13 protein-coding genes are annotated in these 14,937 nt (G+C 71.4%); 6 read left to right on the top strand and 7 right to left on the bottom strand.

Going from position 1 to position 14,937, the window contains the following annotated elements:
* The first annotated feature begins 180 nt into the window (after positions 1 to 180).
* The 3 genes from clpX to LJB74_RS02865 all read left to right on the top strand — a co-directional run bounded on the left by clpX (position 181) and on the right by LJB74_RS02865 (position 3,161).
* On the top strand, positions 181 to 1,464 hold the full coding sequence (clpX, locus tag LJB74_RS02875) for an ATP-dependent Clp protease ATP-binding subunit ClpX (protein WP_259307111.1): 1,284 nt from the start codon (positions 181 to 183) through the stop codon (positions 1,462 to 1,464).
* A gap of 30 nt (positions 1,465 to 1,494) precedes the next feature.
* On the top strand, positions 1,495 to 1,842 hold the full coding sequence (locus LJB74_RS02870; protein ID WP_259307110.1) for a chorismate mutase: 348 nt from the start codon (positions 1,495 to 1,497) through the stop codon (positions 1,840 to 1,842).
* Between the two features lie 119 nt (positions 1,843 to 1,961).
* Positions 1,962 to 3,161, top strand: coding sequence for a Vms1/Ankzf1 family peptidyl-tRNA hydrolase (locus tag LJB74_RS02865; RefSeq protein WP_259307109.1), 1,200 nt, complete (start codon positions 1,962 to 1,964; stop codon positions 3,159 to 3,161).
* Between the two features lie 66 nt (positions 3,162 to 3,227).
* Here the strand turns inward: LJB74_RS02865 and LJB74_RS02860 are convergent, their stop codons facing one another.
* The 5 genes from LJB74_RS02860 to valS all read right to left on the bottom strand — a co-directional run bounded on the left by LJB74_RS02860 (position 3,228) and on the right by valS (position 10,413).
* The gene (locus tag LJB74_RS02860; RefSeq protein ID WP_259310262.1) at positions 3,228 to 4,988 is read right to left on the bottom strand and encodes a long-chain fatty acid--CoA ligase; all 1,761 of its coding nucleotides are present in this window, start codon (positions 4,986 to 4,988) and stop codon (positions 3,228 to 3,230) included.
* 211 nt (positions 4,989 to 5,199) lie between these two features.
* Positions 5,200 to 5,964, bottom strand: coding sequence for an amino acid ABC transporter ATP-binding protein (locus tag LJB74_RS02855; protein ID WP_259307108.1), 765 nt, complete (start codon positions 5,962 to 5,964; stop codon positions 5,200 to 5,202).
* Positions 5,961 to 6,803 carry an amino acid ABC transporter permease gene (locus tag LJB74_RS02850; protein ID WP_259307107.1) on the bottom strand — a complete coding sequence of 281 codons (843 nt, stop codon included), beginning with the start codon at positions 6,801 to 6,803 and terminating at the stop codon, positions 5,961 to 5,963. The genes LJB74_RS02855 and LJB74_RS02850 overlap by 4 nt, the downstream gene beginning before the upstream one ends.
* A gap of 1 nt (position 6,804) precedes the next feature.
* Positions 6,805 to 7,599 (bottom strand): basic amino acid ABC transporter substrate-binding protein, encoded by a 795-nt coding sequence (locus tag LJB74_RS02845; RefSeq protein ID WP_259307106.1) that lies wholly within the window; start codon positions 7,597 to 7,599, stop codon positions 6,805 to 6,807.
* Positions 7,600 to 7,755: 156 nt separating this feature from the next.
* Positions 7,756 to 10,413 carry a valine--tRNA ligase gene (gene valS / locus LJB74_RS02840; protein ID WP_259307105.1) on the bottom strand — a complete coding sequence of 886 codons (2,658 nt, stop codon included), beginning with the start codon at positions 10,411 to 10,413 and terminating at the stop codon, positions 7,756 to 7,758.
* 122 nt (positions 10,414 to 10,535) lie between these two features.
* On the opposite strand from valS, the gene LJB74_RS02835 reads away from it, so the two are divergent.
* Genes LJB74_RS02835 through cofC form a run of 3 tightly spaced genes read left to right on the top strand, consistent with a single transcriptional unit; the run spans position 10,536 to position 13,007 of the window.
* Positions 10,536 to 11,540, top strand: coding sequence for a TIGR03557 family F420-dependent LLM class oxidoreductase (locus LJB74_RS02835; RefSeq protein WP_259307104.1), 1,005 nt, complete (start codon positions 10,536 to 10,538; stop codon positions 11,538 to 11,540).
* Entirely contained in the window at positions 11,537 to 12,310 is a 774-nt protein-coding gene (locus LJB74_RS02830; RefSeq protein WP_259307103.1) for a coenzyme F420-0:L-glutamate ligase, read from the top strand. Before LJB74_RS02835 ends, LJB74_RS02830 begins: the two co-directional genes overlap by 4 nt.
* 1 nt (position 12,311) lies before the next feature.
* A complete protein-coding gene (gene cofC, locus LJB74_RS02825) occupies positions 12,312 to 13,007 on the top strand; it encodes a 2-phospho-L-lactate guanylyltransferase (RefSeq protein WP_259307102.1) in 696 nt (231 codons plus the stop codon).
* Positions 13,008 to 13,032: 25 nt separating this feature from the next.
* Here the strand turns inward: cofC and cofD are convergent, their stop codons facing one another.
* Both cofD and LJB74_RS02815 read right to left on the bottom strand, forming a co-directional pair.
* Positions 13,033 to 14,025 carry a 2-phospho-L-lactate transferase gene (gene cofD / locus LJB74_RS02820; RefSeq protein ID WP_259307101.1) on the bottom strand — a complete coding sequence of 331 codons (993 nt, stop codon included), beginning with the start codon at positions 14,023 to 14,025 and terminating at the stop codon, positions 13,033 to 13,035.
* 88 nt (positions 14,026 to 14,113) lie between these two features.
* The gene (locus LJB74_RS02815) at positions 14,114 to 14,827 is read right to left on the bottom strand and encodes an aminotransferase class I/II-fold pyridoxal phosphate-dependent enzyme (protein WP_259307100.1); all 714 of its coding nucleotides are present in this window, start codon (positions 14,825 to 14,827) and stop codon (positions 14,114 to 14,116) included.
* Positions 14,828 to 14,937 lie beyond the last annotated feature (110 nt).

Below are 14,937 nucleotides of genomic sequence, written 5' to 3'. Positions count from 1 at the left end.
AAGACCTACCCGACCGGAGCCGTGAAGATCACGGTCCGGCAACACGTCGGGGACTCTCATGCGGTGCGGCTGACATCACGGCGTCCGTGGTGTGCAATGGACTGAGCACCGCGGCCAGGCAGGCGCGCGCAGGGCGCTGCCGCCACGAGGCGTGGAGCGACAGGACGGAAGGGGACCGCAGTGGCACGCATCGGGGACGGGGCTGACCTCCTCAAGTGTTCCTTCTGCGGGAAGTCCCAGAAGCAGGTCAAGAAGCTGATCGCGGGCCCGGGCGTCTACATCTGCGACGAGTGCATCGACCTCTGCAACGAGATCATCGAGGAAGAGCTCGCCGAGGCAACCGAGGTCGGCATGGTCGAGCTGCCGAAGCCGAAGGAGATCTTCGAGTTCCTCGAGCAGTACGTGATCGGCCAGGAGCCCGCCAAGCGGTCGCTCGCCGTCGCGGTGTACAACCACTACAAGCGGATCCAGGCGGCGGAGACGGGCCGCGGGACCGGCACCGACGGTGAGTCCGTCGAGATCGCGAAGTCCAACATCCTGCTGATCGGGCCCACCGGCTGCGGGAAGACCTACCTCGCCCAGACGCTGGCGAAGATGCTCAACGTCCCCTTCGCGATCGCGGACGCGACGGCGTTGACCGAGGCCGGGTACGTCGGCGAGGACGTCGAGAACATCCTGCTCAAGCTCATCCAGGCCGCCGACTTCGACGTGAAGAAGGCCGAGACCGGGATCATCTACATCGACGAGGTCGACAAGATCGCGCGCAAGAGCGAGAACCCGTCGATCACGCGTGACGTGTCGGGGGAGGGCGTCCAGCAGGCGCTCCTCAAGATCCTCGAGGGGACCACGGCGTCGGTGCCACCGCAGGGCGGCCGCAAGCACCCGCACCAGGAGTTCATCCAGATCGACACGACCAATGTGCTGTTCATCGTCGCCGGAGCCTTCGCCGGTCTCGACGAGATCATCACGTCCCGTGCCGGGCGTCGCGGCATCGGCTTCGGGGCGCCGCTGCACTCCGCGGACGACGTCGACGTCTTCGGCGAGGTCATGCCGGAGGACCTGCTGAAGTTCGGTCTGATCCCGGAGTTCATCGGGCGCGTGCCGGTGATCACCACGGTGGCACCGCTCGACCAGAACGCCCTGGTCCGCATCCTCACCGAGCCGCGCAACGCGCTCGTCAAGCAGTACCAGCGGATGTTCCAGATCGACGGCGTCGAGCTCGAGTTCACCGAGGACGCCGTCGGTGCGATCGCCGACCAGGCCCTCCTGCGCGGCACCGGGGCGCGGGGGTTGCGCGCGATCATGGAAGAGGTCCTTCAGCAGGTCATGTTCGAGGTGCCCAGCCGGGACGACGTCGAGCGCGTCGTGATCTCGCGCGAGGTCGTCCTCGAGAACGTGTACCCGACCCTCGTCCCCCGTGAGGTCGTCGCACCCAAGCGTGCGCCGCGTGAGAAGAGCGCCTGATCTCCGTCTCCGGCACCTAGGATCGACGGCGTGACCTCCGAGCCCCCCCTCTCCGCGGCCCCCGACGATCGACCGAGCATCGAGCTGCCTGCCGAGCTCGTCCGCCTGCGAGGCTCGATCGACAACATCGACGCCGCACTGGTCTTCCTGCTCGCCGAGCGCTTCAAGGCCACCCAGCAGGTCGGGGTCCTCAAGGCAGCGCGTGGGCTCCCGCCGTCGGACCCGGCGCGCGAGCTGCAGCAGGTCGCACGGCTGCGTGAGCTCGCGCGGGAGGCCGAGCTCGACCCGGTCTTCGCGGAGAAGTTCCTGGCGTTCATCGTCGACGAGGTCATCCGCCACCACGAGGCGATCGCCTCGGAACGCAGCTCCGGAGCCTGATCCGGAGCGCACCGGCGCGATGGGTGGCGCGGGTGCGCACGGAGGACGAAGGTAGAGGAGTCAGGCCCGGTGCGGTGCTCGACGCGAACCGGGCTCCGCTGCCCACACGGAGGCTGCCCATGGAACTTCACTGGCTCAAGCCGCTGCTCGGACGTCCTGCTCCTTTCATCACGGTCTGCCTCGACGCCACCCGAGCGGACTCAGCCGGTGCGGAGGCGGCAGTGGACCGATGGCGGGCCTTGCGCCGTGACCTCGTGCACGAGGGTGCACCAGAGGGCCTCCTCGAGGAGATCGGCGACGTCGTCGCGCGACCGACGCACCTGCGTGAGCCGCACGGGCGGGTGATCGTCGCGGATGCCGAGGGCGTGCGGGTGGACCGCCTGCTCGCCACGCCACCCGTGCGGTCCTGGGCGGTGCGGGGCCCGGCTCCGGCGCTGCTGCCGGTGGTGCGTGCGGCATGCGAGTCCACTCGTTCGCTGCTGGTCGTGGTCGACCGGCAGGGTGCGGACCTCACCTTCACCGACGAGACGGGACCTCACCCGACCCGGCAGGTCGAGGTCGTGGACGGCGGCCATGACGTGGTCCACAAGGGGAACGAGAGCGGGCTGTCGGATCGCCGTACCCATGCACGCGCGGAGGACTCCTGGGAACGGAATGCCCAGGCGGTCGCAGCCGACATCGACAAGGTGGTCGCCGAGAAGCGGCCGGAGCTGGTGCTCGTGGCGGGCGACGTCCGCGCGGTGGCCCTGGTCCACGAGTCCGTCGGGCAGCGGACTCGTGCGATGTGGATCGAGGTGCCGGGCGGGTCGCGGAGCGACGGGGTGAACCAGGCCGCGTTCGCGGCACAGCTACGTGCTGCGCTCGCTGCGCACCGGGCCGCGCGGTCGGGTGCGGTCCTCGCGCAGTTCCGCGAGGAGCAAGGGCGAGGCACCGGTGCGGTCACCGAGCTCAGCGATGTCATCACGGTGCTGCGACGGGGGCAGGCGCGTGAGCTCGTGCTGCACGAGTCGATCGCCGGCGCGTCCTCGCCGATCGCCGGGCGGACGGCCTGGGTCGGGCCGGACCCGCTGCAGCTCGCGCTCACCCGGGCGGAGCTCGAGGCGATCGGGGTCACCGAGGGGGCACGTGAGCTCCCGGCGGACATCGCGCTCGTCCGAGCCGCGGTGGGCCAGGATGCGGGTCTCACGTTCGCGACGAACGGTGCGGTGGACCTCGTCGACGGCGTCGGTGTCCTGCTCCGCTGGTCGGACGGCTCCACACCGAGCGAGTCGGTGCCGAGCCTGAGCAGCGATCGCAAACGCATGCACTCGATCGTCTGAGGGCAGGCGGTCGGGGCCGGTCGGGCCGTCGCCCGGCCGGCCCCGAGCCGTGTGGCCCCGGCGGAGTCAGGAACTCGGTGAGCGGCGGTCGTCGACGTACAGGGCGTCGATCTCGTGGGCGAAGTCCTCCAGCACCCGGGCGCGCCTGACCTTGAGCGACGGCGTCAGGTACCCGTTCTCCTCGCTGAAGTCCGCCGTGAGCACCCGCACCTTGCGGATGGACTCGGCCCGGGACACCGCCTCGTTGGCGCGGAGAACGGCACGATCCAGGGCGGCGAGGACCGCGTGGTCCTTCGCCGCGGCGTCGACCGACATGGCGGGCATGCCGTGGTTCGCGAGCCAGCCGGGCAGCATCTCGGCGTCGAGGGTGACGAGTGCGCCGATGAAGGGCCGCTGGTCACCGACGACGACGACCTGGCTCACCAGCGGGTGCCCGCGCAGGCGGTCCTCGAGGAGCGCCGGTGCCACGTTCTTGCCGCCGGCGGTGACGATGATCTCCTTCTTGCGTCCGGTGATCCTCAGGTAGCCGTCGGCGTCGAGCGTGCCGAGGTCGCCGGTGCGGAACCACCCGTCGACCAGGACCTCGCCGGTCGCCGCGGGGTTGTTGTGGTACCCGCGGAAGACGTGAGGACCGGACACCTCGACCTCGCCGTCGTCCGCGATCCGGGCCGAGGTACCGGGGAAGGGCGGTCCGACGGTCCCGATCTTCGTCATCTCGGGCATGTTCACGGTCGTCGCGGACGTCGTCTCGGTGAGGCCGTAGCCTTCCAGCACGCGCAGCCCGATCCCGCGGTAGAAGTGACCGAGGCGCTCGCCGAGCGGCGCCCCGCCCGAGACGGCGTACTCCGCGCGTCCGCCCAGGGCGTCACGGAGCTTGCGGTAGACCAGCACGCCGGCGACGGTGTGCTGCGCGGTGATCAGGAGGCCTGGGCCGCCGGGGCTCTCGAGCGCACGCGAGTAGGTGATCGAGACCTTGGCGGCCCACCGGAAGAGCCGGAGCTTCACGCCGTGACCGGCTTTCTGCTCCGCGGAGTTGTAGACCTTCTCGAAGACGCGCGGGACGGACAGGATGAACGTCGGGTGGAAGCTCCCGAGGTCGGCGAGCAGGTTCCGGGTGTCCGGGGTGTGGCCCAGCACCGCGCCGGACGGGATGCACAGCACCTCGATGAAGCGCGCGAAGACGTGCGCGAGCGGCATGAACAGCAAGGTGCGCGAGTGCGGTTGGGCGCACACCGGCCCCAGACCATGAACCCCGTTGAGGGTGAGGGCGCAGAAGTTCCCGTGGGTGAGCTCGACGCCCTTGGGCCGACCCGTGGTGCCGGACGTGTAGATGATCGTCGCGAGGTCGTCCCAGCCCGCGAGGCCGGCGCGGCGTGCGATCTCGGCGTCGGTGACGGAGCTCCCGGCGGCGACGAGGTCCGCCACGGCACCCTCGTCGATCACGAGGATCGCACCGAGCCGGGGGAGCGCCGGCCGGGTGCTCTCGACGAGCGAGGCGTGCGCGGAGGTCTCGACGACCACGAGGCGGGCGTCGGCGTCCGAGAGGATCCACTGGACCTGGTCGGCCGAGCTCGTCTCGTACACCGGCACGGGGACGGCCCCGGCCTGCCAGATCGCGAAGTCGAGGACGGTCCACTCGTACCGGGTGCGGGACATCAGCCCGACCCGGTCCCCGGGAGCGATGCCGTGGCTGACAAGGCCCTTCGCCACCGAGGCGACCTCGGCGGCGAACGCCCGCGCGGAGACCGGCGTCCAGCTTCCGCCGAGGCCGGTCTTGCGTTCGATCAGCGTGCCCTCAGGAGAACGCGAGACCCGCGCGGCGAGCATCGCGGGGATCGACAGCGCCGGGTCGACCTCGACGAAGCCGGGCGTGGTCGCCTCGTCGCGGTGCGGGACGGACCCCGTCGGGGCGCCGGCGATGGCAGGGGGGATGGTCTCGTCCACGACGTCTCCTCGTCGATCCGCCGCCCCGGGCGGGTGGCCCACCGAGACTAGTCGCTGTGCCGGTCCTGTGAGACGAGCGACCCGGGAGGCTCGGTCAGGTCGCGGAGGGGTGGCGGTGCGTCGGGTCGAGGACCCGCTGCAGGAAGTCGCGCGTCCGGGGCTGCGTCGGGGCGCCGATCACGAGGTCGGGCGTGCCCTGCTCGACGACGACGCCGTCGTCCATGAAGACCACCCGGTCGGCGACCTCACGCGCGAAGGCCATCTCGTGGGTCACGACGAGCATCGTCATGCCGGAGTCGGCGAGCTCGCGCATGACCGTGAGCACGTCCCCGACGAGCTCGGGGTCGAGGGCCGAGGTCGGCTCGTCGAAGAGCATGAGCTGGGGGTCCATCGACAACGAACGGGCGATCGCGACGCGCTGCTGCTGTCCGCCGGACAGCTCGGTCGGGTGCGAGTGGGCGCGGTCGGCGAGGCCGACCCGGTCGAGGTTCGCCATCGCGATCGCAGAGGCCTCGTCAGCCGACCGGTGCAGCACCTTGCGCTGCGCGACGGTGCAGTTGGCGAGAACGTCGAGGTGGGGGAACAGGTTGAACTGCTGGAACACCATGCCGACGCGGGTCCGGACACGGTCGATGTCGACATCCGGGTCGGTGACCTCGGTGCCGAGCACCGTGATCGTGCCGGCGGACGGCTGCTCGAGCAGGTTCACGCAGCGGAGCAGGGTGGACTTTCCCGAGCCGGACGGGCCGATCACGCAGACGACGTCGCCGGCGTCGATCTCGAGGTCGATCCCCTTGAGGACCTCGTGGGTCCCGAAGGCCTTGTGCAGGCCGGTGATCTCGACGACGGGAGTGCTCATGAACGGCGCGCCTTTCCGGTGCGGGTCTCGAGCCACCGCGCGAGCAGGCCGAGCGGGATCGTGATGAGGAGGTAGGCCGCGCCGATCACGAAGAGCGCCGTCAGGCCGCCGTGGGCGCTGTTGAGCGCCTCGCGACCGACCTTCGTGAGGTCGTACTGGCTCACCTGCAGGCCCATCAGGTAGATCAGCGAGGTGTCCTTGGTGAGCAGGATGAACTCGTTGGTCATCGGCGGCAGCACGATGCGGAACGCCTGCGGGATCACCACGGTGGCGAGGGTGCGCCCCTGGGACATCCCCAGTGACCTGGCCGCCTCGACCTGCCCGCGAGGCACGGCCTGCAGCCCGGCCCGCAACGTCTCGGCGATGTAGGCGGCGGAGACCATGCCGAGGGCGAGGGCGGCCTTGAGGGTGAGGGACTCGATCGAGACACCGAGGGCGATCGGTACCGCGAAGCCGAACGAGATCACCACGAGCAGGGCGGGGATGCCGCGGAAGAACTCGATGTAGGCGGTCGCGATCCAGCGGTAGGGGCGCACCGGGGAGAGCTTCATGAGCGCGAGCAGCATGCCGAGGCTGAGCCCGACGGCGAAGGCCGCCGCGGTGTACACCACGGTGTTCCGGAACGCGTTCGGGATGCTGTGCAGAAGCTCCCGCGCGACGTCGAGGTTGAAGAACTGTGTCCCGACGCGGTGCCAGTCCGTGGCGAGGGCGAGTACGAGCAGGGCGATCAGCAGCACCGTGTACTGGATGCCGCGCGATATCCGGGCCCGACGTCGAGGGCTCATCCGTGGGCGGACCGGCGCCCCCGGGATCGGGGCGCCGGTCATCGTGGTCGTCATCTCAGCTCGCCGAGGGCGCGGTGCCGATGTTCTTCGTGTAGAGCGTCGTGTACGTGCCGTCCGACTGGACGCGCGCGAGCGTCTTGTTGACGGCGTCGAGCAGCGCGGTGTTGCCCTTCTTCACCCCGAGGCCGTACTTCTCGCCCGTGGAGAAGTTCGCGTTCATCGAGTAGCCCTGCTTGACGAACGGGCCGAGGACGGCGACGTCGTTGATCACGGCGTCGACCTGGCCGGTCTGGAGCGCCTGGACCTGCAGGCCGAGATCCTCGAACTGGACTGCGTCCAGGTTGTGGTCCTTCGCCCAGGTCTCACCCGTGGTGGCCTGCTGGACGGCGACCTTCTTGCCCACGAGGTCCGCGGCGGTCTTGAGGCTCGAGCCGGCCTTGACGAGGAGGCCCTGGTCCGCATTGAAGTACGGGTCCGAGAAGTCGATCTTCGCCTCACGCTCCGGCGTGATCGTGATGCCGGACGCGACGATGTCGCAGGTGTTGGTGTCGAGGGCCACCCCGGACTGGATGGACTCGAACGGTGAGACGACCGTGGTGAGCGTCACTCCGAGGTCCTTCGCGACCTCGTTGGTGAGGTCGATGTCGAAGCCGACGACCTTGCCGGAGGCGTCGGTGTACTCGAACGGCTCGTACGGCGGGTTCGTGCAGACCGTCAGCGTGCCCGCCTTGACGAGCGTGACGCCACCCGCGGCCGAGGAGGACGCGGCGGGGGTGCTGGTGCTGCTGCACCCGGCCAGGAGCATGGCCCCGGCGACGAGGGGGGCGGCGAGGCGGAGGGAGGTGCGCATGGTGACTCCTGGACGTCGATCACGAGTAAGCATTCACAGCACATCATGGATATGCATCATCTGGCAAACGTGGGACGTTTGTCCTCTTTTGTGCAGCGCAAGGTGCCGGGCCCGGCACCCTCAGGGGGAGCGCGGACCCGGCGACGATCGGACGGATCAGCTCGCCGCGAGCTCCACGGTGCGCACGACCGGCACCTCGAGCGAGTCGTCGGCCACGAGGACGAGCTCCGTGACGCGCCCGGCGGACCGGACGTCCTCGAAGGCGAGGCGGACGCCGGCGAGGGTACCGGCGGGCACCGCGAGCTCGACCTCGGTGAGGACCGTGCGCTGGGAGACCTTCGCCTCCGACTTGACCTTGCGCAGAGCTGCCAGCGCGGTGCCTGCAGCCCCGAGGACTGTCGGGTCGGCGTCCCCCGCCGCAGCCCGCAGCGGCTCCGCCACCGGCCACGCGGCACGGTGGATCGACCCCTCGCGCCACCACGACCAGACCTCCTCGGTCGCGAACGGGAGCACCGGTGCGAACAGCCGGAGGAGAGTGTCGAGCGCCAGGCCGAGGCTCGTGCGCGCCGACACCGTGGCGGCCGACGGGGCGGCGCCCTCGGCGGCGTCCGCGCCGTACGCACGGTCCTTGACGAGCTCGAGGTAGTCGTCGCAGAACGTCCAGAAGAACGTCTCGGTGAGCTCGAGCGCGCGCGTGTGGTCGTACGCCGTGAGGGCCGCCGTCGCCTTCTCGACCACGTCCGCAAGACCCGCGAGCATGGCCTTGTCGAGGGCCTCGGTGACCAGGGCCGGGTCGAGGGGCACCTCGCCGTCACCGGCGAACGACAGCGCGAACTTGCTCGCGTTGAGCACCTTGATCGCGAGGCGGCGGCCGATCTTCATCTGACCGACCTCGAACGCGGCATCGGTGCCGAGGCGGGCCGACGCCGCCCAGTAGCGCACCGCGTCCGAGCCGTGCTCCTCCAGGAGACCCATCGGGGTCACGACGTTGCCCTTGGACTTGCTCATCTTCTTGCGGTCGGGATCGAGGATCCATCCGGAGATCGCGGCGTCGCTCCACGGCAGCGACCCGTGCTCCAGGTGCGAACGGACGACCGTCGAGAACAGCCACGTCCGGATGATGTCCTGGCCCTGAGGACGGAGGTCCATCGGGAAGACCCGCGCGAAGAGATCCGGGTCGGCGAGCCACCCGCCGGCGATCTGCGGCGTGAGGGACGACGTCGCCCACGTGTCCATGATGTCCGGGTCCCCGATGAAGCCACCGGCCTGACCGCGCTGGTCGGCGGTGTAGCCGGCCGGGACGTCCGACGACGGGTCGATCGGCAGGATCTCCTCCGGCGGGACGATCGGGGCGTCCCACCGAGGCTCGCCGTCCGCGTCGAGCGGGTACCACACCGGGATCGGGACACCGAAGAACCGCTGCCGCGACACGAGCCAGTCGCCGTTCAGGCCGCCGACCCAGTTCTCGTAGCGGACCTGCATGAACTCGGGGTGGAAGTCGAGCTCGGCACCGCGCGCGAGCAGGGCGGTGTTGAGAGCGGCGTCCCTGCCGCCGTTGCGGATGTACCACTGGCGGCTCGTGACGATCTCGAGGGGCTTGTCGCCCTTCTCGAAGAAGTTGGCCTTGCGCTGCGTCGCGACCGGCTCCCCGTCGAGGTCGCCGGAGTCGCGCAGCGCGTCCACGATCGCCGCGCGTGCGGAGAAGGTCGTCTTGCCGGCGATCGCCTCGAACAGCTCGACCGCGGGCGCGGTGGCGATCCAGTCGGGCACCTCGCGGGTCAGCCGGCCGTCGCGGGTGAGGATCGAGCGCGTCGGGAGCTGCAGCTCGCGCCACCACTGCACGTCGGTCAGGTCGCCGAACGTGCAGCACATCGCGATGCCGGCGCCCTTGTCCGGCTCGGCGGCCGGGTGGGCCAGTACGGGCACCTCGACGTCGAACAGCGGCGACCGCACCGTCGTGCCGAACAGGTGCTGGTAGCGCTCGTCGTCGGGGTGCGCGATCAGGGCGACGCAGGCCGGCAGCAGCTCCGGGCGGGTGGTCTCGATGAAGACCGGGCCCTCCGGGGCGTGGAACGCGACCTTGTGGAAGTGCCCCGGGTAGTCACGGGCCTCGAGCTCGGCCTGCGCGACGGCGGTCTGGAACGTGACGTCCCACAGGCCGGGCGCCTCGGCCTGGTAGGCCTCGTCCCGCGCGAGGTTGCGCAGGAACGCCGTCTGCGCGGTCGCCTGCGCCGTGCGACCGATCGTCTGGTAGTGGTGCCGCCAGTCGACCGAGAGCCCCAGGTGGCGCCACAGAGCCTCGAACTGCTTCTCGTCCTCGGCGGTCAGGCGCTCGCAGAGCTCGACGAAGTTCTTCCGGCTGATCGGCTGCTGGTCCGCCGCCCGGACGCTCTTGCCCTCGGCGCCCTCGAGCGGCGGCTGGTAGCCCTCGACGTACGGCAGCGACGGGTCGCAGCGCACGCCGTAGTAGTTCTGCACGCGACGTTCGGTCGGGAGGCCGTTGTCGTCCCAGCCCATCGGGTAGAAGACCGACTTCCCGCGCATCCGCCAGTAGCGCGCGACGATGTCGGTGTGCGTGTAGGAGAACACATGGCCCACGTGCAACGAGCCGGAGACGGTGGGCGGCGGGGTGTCGATCGAGTACACGTCGGAACGGACGGCGGTGCGGTCGAAGTCGTACGTCCCCTGCGCGCTCCAGGCCGCGTCCCAGCGGCTCTCGAGTCCCTCGAGGGAGACCTTGTCCGGTACCCGGGAGGTCGTCGGGGACGGCGTCGGCAGGGCTGCGGTGGTCTCGGTCCGGGGGGAGTCGCTCATGGTCAGGCATTCTCCCAGATGCCGCCGACCGGCCGTGCACAGATCGTGCGCCACCGGAAATCTGCCCGTCACCTGCGCGGGTTACCCTCGCTGCAGCAGGTCGGCGAGACGAGGAGTGGGTTGTGGCGCAGGGTCTGACAGTCGGATACGCGGCGATGCTCGAGCAGTTCCACCCGACCGAGGTCGTCGAGCTCTCGGTGCTCGCCGAGCAGCACGGGTTCTCCGGGGTCATGGCGGCGGACCACTTCCAGCCGTGGGTGCCCGCGCAGGGCCAGTCGGCCTTCGTGTGGAACGTCCTCGCCGCGCTGGGGGAGCGCACCGTCGGCGATCTCGGTCCGGGCGTGACGGCACCGACGTTCCGTTGGCACCCGGCGATGGTCGCCCAGGCGTCCGCGACGCTCGCCGCGATGTACCCCGGTCGGCACTGGCTCGGCCTGGGGTCCGGCGAGGCGCTCAACGAGCACGTCGTCGCCGGCTACTGGCCCGAGGCGCCCGAGCGGATCAACCGGATGTTCGAGGCGATCGAGATCATCTCGAAGCTGTTCTCCGCGTCGCTCGCCGGCAAGGACGTCAAGCACGCGGGCCCGTTCTACAAGCTCGAGTCCACGCGGCTGTGGACGATGCCGGAGGTGCCGCCCGAGATCCTCGTCGCGACCGCCGGACCGGTGACCGCCAAGCGCGCGGGCCGCCACGCCGACGGCCTGATCACGGTCGGTGCCCCGCTCGAGAAGATCTCGGGTCTCTTCGCGAAGTTCGACGAAGGGGCGCGGGACGCGGGCAAGGACCCCGCCACGATGCCGAAGGTGCTCCAGCTCCACCTGTCCTGGGCCGAGACCGACGAGCAGGCGCTCGCCAACGCGATGACCGAGTGGCCGAACGGCGGCATGAAGTTCCCGAAGGCCGACATCCGGTCGCCGTTCGACTTCGAGCAGATGGCGCGGCTCGTGCGACCCGAGGACTTCGAGGGGCGCATGGTCATCTCCGCGGACCCGGACCGGCACCGGGCCGAGATCCAGAAGTACGTGGACCTCGGCTTCGACCGGGTGTACCTGCACAACGTGGGCCGGAACCAGCGCGAGTGGATCGAGACGTTCGGTCGCGACGTGCTGCCGGCGCTAGTGCGGTGACGGGCCCGTTCACCGTCTGGGCACCGGACGGGCTCCCCGAGGTGAACCCCGGCGACGACCTCGTCGCCCTGACGGCCCCCGTCCTCGCCGGCCTGCAGGACGGCGACATCGTCGTCATCACCTCCAAGATCGTCTCCAAGTCCGAAGGACGCGTGGTCGCCGCGCACGACCGCGAGCAGGCGATCACGGACGAGACGGTCCGCGTCGTGGCCACGCGTGAGCACCCGGGTGGCACCACGCGGATCGTCGAGAACCGCCTCGGGCTGGTGATGGCCGCCGCCGGTGTCGATGCGAGCAACACCCCCGACGGGACGGTCCTCCTGCTCCCGCTGGACCCCGATGCCTCGGCACGCACGATCCGGGCGGGGCTGCAGCGACGGCTCGGCGTGCGGATCGGCGTGGTCGTGACCGACACCGCAGGCCGGCCGTGGCGCCAGGGCGTGACCGACCTCGCCATCGGCGCCGCGGGTGTCGTCGTCCTCGACGACCTGCGCGGCGAGCGGGACACCCACGGGCGTCTGCTGACGGCGACCGTCACGGCGGTCGCGGACGAGATCGCCGCGGCCGCGGAGCTCGTCAAGGGCAAGAGCGACGGGCGGCCGATCGCCGTCGTCCGGGGTCTCGGCCACCTCGTGACCGACGAGGACGGCCCGGGTGCGCGCGCGGTGGTCCGGCTCGGTCCGGACGACATGTTCGCCCAGGGCAGCGCCGAGGCGTACGCGCAGGGGTGGGCGGATGCGCAGGCGGCGGTCGCGGACGGGCAAGGCTGACGTGAGCGGCCTCCGGTGGACCCTCGTCGTCCCGCTCAAGCCGCCGCAGGAGGGCAAGTCGCGGCTGTCCTGGTGGCTCGCTCCGGGGCCACGCATGTCACTCGTGCGTGCGATGACGGCCGACACGGTCGCGGCGGCCGCAGCAGCGGAGCGCGTCGACCGGATCGTCGTCGTGACGAGCGACGCGGACACCGTCCGCAGGGTCCGCGAGGCTGCCGTCGGCGCGGCCATGGACGTGGTCCACGAGCCGCAGCCGCCGGACCTCAACCGGGCGGTGCGCGCCGGCATCGACCATGCGCGCAGCCTCGACCCGACCCATGGCGTCGGCGTGCTTCTCGGCGATCTCCCGGCGCTGCACGCGACCGACGTCGACGAGGCGCTCGCCGCCGCGGCGGCCCATCCGCTCGGGGTCGTGACCGACGCGACCGGCGCCGGGACGACGCTGCTCACGGCGCTGCCCGGGGTCCCGGTGCACCCGGCCTTCGGCGCGGGGTCGGCGCAGGCGCACCTCGACCGCGGGCACGTCCGGATCGCGCTCGCGCCCGGCTCCGGGCTCGGTCACGACGTGGACGTGCCCGACGACCTCCCGGCCGTGATCGCCCTCGGCGTGGGGGACCGGACCCGCAGGGTGCTGCGTGTGGTCGGGTCGCTCGCACGGCCGCGGCGCACCGATCGACCGGGCCCGCTCGGCCGCTGACGTGTGGTCAGAGGCCGACGTGTGGTCAGAGGCCGACGAGCTCGAGAGCCGCCGCGGCGATCCGGGCCGTCGCCGGGACGTCGGTCATGAGGGTCGGCAAGGCACGTGCGGACCAGCCGTCGGCGGCCAGGGCCGTCGCGGCACCGGCGTCCACGGTGTCGACGAGCCAGGCGTCGAGGACGCCGCCCTGCGACCGCAGCCCGTAGTGCCGCGCGATCGCCTCGGCCGACGTCGCCACGCCGATCGTCTGCAGGCACGCGTCCGCCATCCCGCGCACGGCAGCGCCGCCGATCACCGGTGACACACCGACGACCGGCGCGCGCGTCGCGGTGATCGCGTCGCGGACGCCGGGGATCGCGAGCACGGTGCCGACCGACACCACCGGGTTCGACGGGGGGAGGACGACCACGTCGGCGTCGGTGATCGCCTCGACGACGCCCGGTGCGGCCGTCGCGCCCGCGAGGCCGACCTGGACGAACCGCCGTGCCGGCAGGCTCGCGCGATGCCGCACCCACCACTCCTCGAAGTGCAGGAGCTGCTCACCACCGGCGCCGTCGTCCACGGCGACATGGGTCTCGACCTCCTGGTCGGTCATCGGGACGAGCGTCGCCCCGGGCCGCCACCGCCGGCACAGGTGGGCCGTCACGGCGGACAGCGGCAGTCCTGCACGGAGGAGCTGGGTGCGGGCCAGGTGCGTCGCGAGGTCGAGGTCGCCGAGGGTGAACCACTCCCACCCGACGTCGTAGGCGGCGAGGTCCGCCGACACCCGGCTGCTCTCGTCGCGCCGCCCCCAGCCCTGGTCCTCGTGCACCGTCCCGCCGAGGGTGTACATCAGCGTGTCGAGGTCGGGGCACACGCGCACGCCATGGAGCCACATGTCGTCACCGGTGTTCGCGACGACCGTGACCGCGGCCGTCGTGCCCCCCTGGCCGTCGGGAAGGCGTTCGGCGAGCAGCGCCAGCAGGCCTCGGGTGAAGCGGGCGCCGCCCACGCCACCGGAGACGACGGTGACCTTCACGCAGGTCCTCCCAGGGTGTCGACCGATCGGGGCCTCAGTCTGCCTGGTCCACCGGGGTGCGTCATCCGGCGCGACTCGGCGGCGGGCGTCAGCCGGCGGCCGCGACGGCGAGCAGGTGGGCGACGGCGTCGGCGTCCTCGCTCAGCATCCCCACGGTCACGCGCACGTGGCCCTGGGCGCCGGCCGGCAGCGGTCCGGAGCGGAACGGCGCCCCGCGCGCCACCCGGACACCGGCGGCCTCGAGGATCACCAGGGCGGCCTCCTCGTCCCGTACCGGGAGCCAGAGGTTGATCCCGTCACCGGGCGGCACCCGCAGGCCGTGGTTCGCGAGTGCGGCGGACAGCGCCCGCTGCCGGTCGTGGTAGGCGCTCCTCGCCTCGGCGATCGTCTCGAGCGCCGCGTCGTCGGTGAGGAGGTCCACCAGGATCTGCTGGAGCATCCTGCTGGTCCACCCGGGTCCGAGCATCCGGCGTGCGACGATCCGGTCGAGCACCGTGGCCGGACCTCCCACGGCGGCGATGCGCAGGTCGGGACCGTGCGACTTCGAGTACGAGCGGACGTGCACGACGCGGTCGGGCAGGTAGCTGCCGAGGCTCACGGGTCGCGCCGAGGCGATCGCACCGGAGTGGTCGTCCTCGATCACCAGGAGCGACGCGTCGGTGCTGCGGGTCCGGATCGCCGACGCGAGCTCGCGGGCGCGCGTCGAGGACATGCTGACCCCGGTCGGGTTCTGGGCGCGGGGCTGGAGGACGATCGCAGCGACGCCGGAGCGCAATGCCGTGACCAGGCGATCCGGGCGCATGCCCTGGTGGTCGACCGGGACCGGGACGCGTTCCAGGCCCAGGGTGTCGAGCAGGTCGAAGAGCGGGGGAAGCCCGGGTCCTCGACGGCCACCCGGTCCCCGTACCCGGC

Origin of the sequence: Cellulomonas sp. P24, assembly GCF_024704385.1 — a bacterium.
GTDB lineage: Bacteria > Actinomycetota > Actinomycetes > Actinomycetales > Cellulomonadaceae > JAJDFX01.
This window is presented reverse-complemented; position numbering and strand designations above follow the sequence as displayed.

Bases quoted from the DNA above. Each gene is read 5' to 3' on its own strand.
- LJB74_RS02860 (WP_259310262.1), bottom strand. From the start codon at position 4,988: ATGCTCGCCGCGCGGGTCTCGCGTTCTCCTGAGGGCACGCTGATCGAA.
- valS (WP_259307105.1), bottom strand. From the start codon at position 10,413: ATGAGCGACTCCCCCCGGACCGAGACCACCGCAGCCCTGCCGACGCCG.
- LJB74_RS02855 (WP_259307108.1), bottom strand. From the start codon at position 5,964: ATGAGCACTCCCGTCGTCGAGATCACCGGCCTGCACAAGGCCTTCGGG.
- LJB74_RS02850 (WP_259307107.1), bottom strand. From the start codon at position 6,803: ATGACGACCACGATGACCGGCGCCCCGATCCCGGGGGCGCCGGTCCGC.
- LJB74_RS02815 (WP_259307100.1), bottom strand. From the start codon at position 14,827: ATGCGCCCGGATCGCCTGGTCACGGCATTGCGCTCCGGCGTCGCTGCG.
- LJB74_RS02845 (WP_259307106.1), bottom strand. From the start codon at position 7,599: ATGCGCACCTCCCTCCGCCTCGCCGCCCCCCTCGTCGCCGGGGCCATG.
- LJB74_RS02865 (WP_259307109.1), top strand. From the start codon at position 1,962: ATGGAACTTCACTGGCTCAAGCCGCTGCTCGGACGTCCTGCTCCTTTC.